The following is a 5,226-nucleotide window of genomic DNA, read 5'->3' on the forward strand; positions in this document are numbered from 1 at the left end:
GGCTTAGAGGTGCACCGCTATGTCTAGTTATTCTTGGTCTACACGTCCTTTTTTTGCTCGCAGCCTAGTGGCATTCACTGGGCTTCTTGTTGTGCTGACAACCCCGGCATTGGCTGCTGCACCGGACAGCCCGATCATCTATATCGCACAGGACGGCGTTGGTGACGGTGCCTACGGAAATGGCAAGTTGTCGGTACTCAGCGCGGACCCGGCAGCACCTGTACGTGACATCGACAGCTTTGTTAACCAGCCGCGTATTGCCGCCGATGCCGCCGGAAATATCTATGTCGCGAGCTACCACTCTGGCACCGTAACGCGCTATCCGCCAGGTGGTGGCGGTGGCACGGTGTTAATGCGTGGCTTGCTCGGGCCCACAGACATCGCGATCGACCGCGATGGCGGCATGTATATCAGTGATGACCCCAACCAGGAGCTGTTGTACTTCCCCGCCGCGGGCGGCCGCTCTGTTGTCGCGAGTAAGCGGGTGAATCGCCTTGTACTCGACCATAACGGCGATCTGTATTTCTCCGCTGCAGAAGAGCGCTCTGTGTATAAACGAGTCGCTAAAACCGGCGAATTGCAGCTGTTGATCACTGGTGTAAGCAGACTGGGCGGGTTGGCGGTCGGTGGTGGAGATATCTATTTCTCAGCCGACGATGTCGATAAAGCCGATCCAGCTAAAGGCGGTGGGCCTGGGATCTATCGTTACCATCCAGCGGGATATTCCACTCGGATTATTAGAGGTGCAGACGGGGGCGCGCTGGCAGTCGATGCTTCAGGGGGGCTCTATTTCACCTGGGACGACAAGGTTTTCAAATGGTATGTCAGTGAGGGGCGGGTCAAGGTCGTCCGCCTTGTTGAGGGGCTGAGTTACCCCCGCGACCTGGTGGTTACTTCCCGCCCGGGACTGCCGCCTGCACCGCTGCGTATTACGTCGCCTAATACTCAGGCTCATGGCGCGGTGACAACCCAGCGCCCGGCCATCAGCGGTACGGGTGCACCAGGTGCTGCCGTGAAAGTCTCACTCAGCGTTGCTCCCGCCGATGGCGGTATAGCGATTGGCAGCGAAATCTGTAATGCACTCATCAACGAATTTGGCAATTGGAGCTGTGAGCCGACGGTGGATCTGGCGCCGGGAAATACCTTTGGTTTTCTCGCGTTTGCCTGGGTCGACGGGCAACCCTCTACCGCGCAAACCAGCGTGTTTATTGAGCGTTAGGTAGCGAGCGCTAAGGTGCGCGGTGCAAGCCAGTAAGGCCGCGGCACTTTTTTTCAGGCATAAAAAAAGGCCTTGAAAATCAAGGCCTTTCTTCGTATGTGTGGTGCCCCGGGGGAGACTCGAACTCCCACTCCTTGCGAAAACGGATTTTGAATCCGCCGCGTCTACCAATTCCGCCACCAGGGCACATAGGGCGCGCAGTATAGGGAGAGGTTTGCACTTGGTCAACGGGGTTGCGTGGTGAATTTTTGCTATTTCCGTTAAACTTCGCGCCCCTGAAAAATGACCTCCCATCATGCGTGTTGCCGATTTCAATTTCGAGCTGCCGGACGCCCTGATCGCGCGCCACCCCTTGGCGCAACGCCAGGGCAGCCGCCTGCTTTCTCTGGACGGGCCGACCGGCTCTCTGGCTCATCGCCAATTCTCCGACCTGTTGGAATACCTGCGCCCTGGCGACCTGATGGTGTTTAACAACACCCGCGTCATTCCCGCGCGCCTGTTTGGCCAGAAGGCTTCCGGCGGCAAGCTGGAAGTGCTGGTCGAACGTGTTCTGGATAATCGCCGCGTGCTCGCCCATGTGCGTTCGAGCAAGTCGCCCAAGCCGGGCTCGACCATCTTGATTGATGGTGGTGCCCAGGCGCAGATGTTGGCGCGTCACGATGCACTGTTCGAGCTGGGCTTTAACGAAGATGTGTTGCCGCTGCTCGAGCGCGTCGGCCATATGCCGTTGCCGCCTTATATCGACCGCCCCGATGACAGCGCCGACCGTGAGCGTTATCAAACCGTGTACGCCGAGCGTGCGGGTGCCGTAGCGGCGCCCACTGCCGGGCTGCATTTTGATCAGCCGCTGCTCGACGCCATTCGCGCTAAGGGCGTGGAAACCGCATTTGTCACCCTGCATGTGGGCGCTGGCACGTTTCAGCCGGTGCGCGTTGAGCGCATCGAAGACCACCATATGCACAACGAGTGGCTGGAAGTGACGCAAGAAGTTGTCGATGCCGTGGCCGCTTGCCGTGAACGTGGCGGCCGGGTGATCGCCGTGGGAACCACCAGCGTGCGGTCGCTGGAAAGCGCGGCGCGCGATGGCCTACTGAAGCCCTTCAGTGGCGACACCGATATCTTTATCTACCCTGGCCGGCCGTTCCATGTGGTCGATGCTTTGGTTACCAACTTCCATCTGCCCGAATCGACCTTGCTGATGTTGGTGTCGGCATTTGCCGGTTACTCGCAAACCATGGCCGCTTATGCGGCCGCGATTGCCGAGGGTTACCGCTTCTTTAGTTACGGTGATGCCATGTTCATTACCCGCAATCCCGCCGCGCGCGGACCCGAGGAGAACGCATGAGCCGCACCTGCCGCATGAGCTTCGAACTGTTGGCCACCGACGGCAAAGCCCGTCGTGGTCGCCTGACCTTTCCCCGTGGTGTGGTAGAAACCCCGGCGTTTATGCCCGTCGGCACCTACGGCACTGTAAAAGGCATGCTGCCGCGCGATATTGAGGCGATTGGCGCACAGATGATCCTCGGCAATACCTTTCACCTGTGGCTGCGGCCGGGTATGGAGGTGATCAAGGCGCACGGCGGGCTGCATGACTTTATGCAGTGGAAAGGCCCGATCCTCACCGACTCCGGTGGCTTTCAGGTGTTTAGCCTCGGTGCCATGCGCAAGATCAAAGAGGAGGGCGTGACCTTCGCTTCGCCGGTTAACGGCAGCAAAGTGTTTATGGGCCCGGAAGAGTCGATGCAGGTGCAGCGCGACCTGGGCTCGGACATCGTGATGATTTTTGACGAGTGCACGCCGTACCCGGCTGACCTCGACGTGGCGCGCACCTCGATGGAGTTGTCGCTGCGCTGGGCCAAGCGCTCGAAGATTGCCCATGGCGACAACACCGCAGCGCTGTTTGGCATCGTTCAAGGTGGTATGCACCACGACCTGCGTATGCGCTCGCTGGAGGGCCTGAGCGAGATCGGCTTCGACGGTTTGGCGATTGGCGGGTTATCGGTGGGCGAGCCCAAGGAAGAGATGATCCGCGTGCTCGACTACCTGCCAGGGCAGATGCCGGCGGACAAACCGCGTTACCTGATGGGCGTTGGCAAACCCGAAGACCTGGTTGAAGGTGTGCGCCGTGGTGTGGATATGTTCGACTGCGTGATGCCTACGCGTAATGCGCGCAACGGCCATCTGTTCGTCGATACCGGGGTTCTGAAGATTCGCAATTCGGCTCATAAACAGGACAACAGCACGCTGGATCCGACCTGCGATTGCTACACCTGTCAGAACTTCTCCCGGGCCTATCTGCACCACTTGGACAAGTGCGACGAAATGCTCGGTAGCATGTTGAATACCATCCACAATTTGCGTCATTACCAGCGCCTTATGGCTGGTTTGCGCGAGGCTATTCAACAGGGTACATTGGCCGCCTTCGTCGATTCCTTCTATGCCCGGCGCGGTCTCACTACACCGCCGCTGGACTGACAAATCACCTTTAAAAAGAATCTCTAACAGGAGTTTTACATGAGCTTTTTCATTTCCGACGCTCTGGCTGAAGGCGCAGCGCCTGCCGCAGGCCCAATGGGCGGCGACAGCATGTCGATCATCTTTCTGGTCGGCTTTATGGTTATCTTCTATCTGATGATCTGGCGCCCACAGGCCAAGCGTGCGAAAGAGCAGAAGAACCTGCTGAGCAATCTGCAGAAGGGCGACGAAGTAGTTACCTCCGGCGGCATCGCCGGCAAGATCACCAAAGTGACCGACGATTTCGTGGTTATTGAAGTGTCTGACACTGTTGAGCTGAAAATTCAGAAAGGCGCTATTGGTGCCACGCTGCCCAAAGGCACTCTGAAAGCCATCTAAACTTCACAACATTTATTATCCGACGGGGCGCTAAAGGCGCCCCGCGTCATAAGCGGGCGGCGTCATGCTGAACAAATACCCTCTGTGGAAATACCTGCTGATCGTCGCGGTTCTGGTGATCGGCTTCATTTATTCTGCGCCGAACTTGTACCCGGACGACCCGGCCGTACAGATCAGTGGAGCCAGCACCGCGTTGCAAGTCAGCCAGGCTGATCTGGACCGCGCGAGCAAGGCACTGGCCGCCGCAGGTATCGAGGTCAAAGCGGCCACGTTGGCTGCGCAGGGGAAAGGCGGTCTGATCCGTCTGCTGAAAAAAGAACAGCAATTGCCGGCCAAGGATGTCGTGCGTAAAGCCTTGGGCGACGAATACGTGGTGGCGCTGAACCTGGCGCAGACCACGCCAACCTGGTTGCGTAACCTGGGTGCCAGCCCGATGAAGCTGGGTCTGGACTTGTCCGGTGGTGTGCACTTCCTGCTGGAAGTGGACATGGAAAAAGCCCTGGATGCCCGCCGTAAAGTCTACGAAGGCGACGTAAAAAGCCTGCTGCGCAAAGAGCGCGTCAAGTACCGCAGCCTGCCTGAGCAAGGTGGCGCCATTCAGTTGGGCTTTAGCGACGAAGAGTCGCTGAGCAAAGCGCAAGCGCTTATCCGCAAAGATTTCACTGATTTCCAGGTGACCTCGGTCGAGCGTAACGGCCTGCAGGTACTGCGTCTGGAATTGACCCCGGCCAAACTGGCCGAGATTCGCGAATACTCGATCAAGCAGAACTTGACCACGGTACGTAACCGCGTCAACGAACTGGGTGTGGCCGAGCCGCTGGTACAACGTCAAGGCGCCAACCGCATCGTGGTTGAACTGCCAGGCGTGCAAGACACCGCAGAAGCCAAACGTATTCTCGGTAAAACCGCCAACTTGGAATTCCGTCTGGCCGCTGGCGCTGACGCGACCAAAGCCACCACCGAAGCCTTTGAGTTCCGTGAGCCGGGCCGTCCGCCGGTGCAGTTGGAGCGGGGCCTGATCATCACTGGTGACCAGGTAACCGACGCTTCGGCGAGCTTCGACGAAAACGGTCGCCCGCAAGTGAACATCCGTCTCGACGGTCACGGCGGCGAACTGATGAGCCGCGCGACCCGTACCAACGTCGGTCGTAGCA

The 5,226-nt window shown here is 58.6% G+C and carries 4 protein-coding genes, 1 tRNA gene and 1 pseudogene; 5 read left to right on the forward strand and 1 reads right to left on the reverse strand.

The annotated features are described in order from the left end of the window. Window positions 1-19 precede the first annotated feature (19 nt). Window positions 20-1,219 carry a hypothetical protein gene (locus tag AAAB16_RS22100; protein WP_340665275.1) on the forward strand — a complete coding sequence of 400 codons (1,200 nt, stop codon included), beginning with the start codon at window positions 20-22 and terminating at the stop codon, window positions 1,217-1,219. Window positions 1,220-1,320: 101 nt separating this feature from the next. On the opposite strand, the gene AAAB16_RS22105 is transcribed toward AAAB16_RS22100, so the two are convergent. Beyond that, a tRNA-Leu gene (locus AAAB16_RS22105) sits at window positions 1,321-1,405 on the reverse strand. A gap of 109 nt (window positions 1,406-1,514) precedes the next feature. Between AAAB16_RS22105 and queA the strand changes: the two genes are divergently transcribed. The 4 genes and pseudogenes from queA to secD all read left to right on the forward strand — a co-directional run. Next, the gene (gene queA, locus AAAB16_RS22110) at window positions 1,515-2,564 is read left to right on the forward strand and encodes a tRNA preQ1(34) S-adenosylmethionine ribosyltransferase-isomerase QueA (protein WP_340665276.1); all 1,050 of its coding nucleotides are present in this window, start codon (window positions 1,515-1,517) and stop codon (window positions 2,562-2,564) included. A gap of 14 nt (window positions 2,565-2,578) precedes the next feature. Beyond that, complete coding sequence (gene tgt / locus AAAB16_RS22115; protein ID WP_177411353.1) at window positions 2,579-3,694, forward strand: tRNA guanosine(34) transglycosylase Tgt; 1,116 nt, start codon at window positions 2,579-2,581, stop codon at window positions 3,692-3,694. Between the two features lie 39 nt (window positions 3,695-3,733). Further along, a complete protein-coding gene (gene yajC, locus AAAB16_RS22120; RefSeq protein WP_110616483.1) occupies window positions 3,734-4,072 on the forward strand; it encodes a preprotein translocase subunit YajC in 339 nt (112 codons plus the stop codon). Between the two features lie 64 nt (window positions 4,073-4,136). After that, a pseudogene (secD, locus tag AAAB16_RS22125) lies at window positions 4,137-5,226 on the forward strand (protein translocase subunit SecD); the annotation flags it as partial.

It is taken from the genome of Pseudomonas sp. (assembly GCF_037994325.1).
In the GTDB taxonomy this organism is placed as follows: domain Bacteria; phylum Pseudomonadota; class Gammaproteobacteria; order Pseudomonadales; family Pseudomonadaceae; genus Aquipseudomonas.

Excerpts from the sequence above, each read along its gene's own strand:
- yajC (WP_110616483.1), top strand. The coding sequence starts at position 3,734 with ATGAGCTTTTTCATTTCCGACGCTCTGGCTGAAGGCGCAGCGCCTGCC.
- AAAB16_RS22100 (WP_340665275.1), top strand. The coding sequence starts at position 20 with ATGTCTAGTTATTCTTGGTCTACACGTCCTTTTTTTGCTCGCAGCCTA.
- queA (WP_340665276.1), top strand. The coding sequence starts at position 1,515 with ATGCGTGTTGCCGATTTCAATTTCGAGCTGCCGGACGCCCTGATCGCG.
- tgt (WP_177411353.1), top strand. The coding sequence starts at position 2,579 with ATGAGCTTCGAACTGTTGGCCACCGACGGCAAAGCCCGTCGTGGTCGC.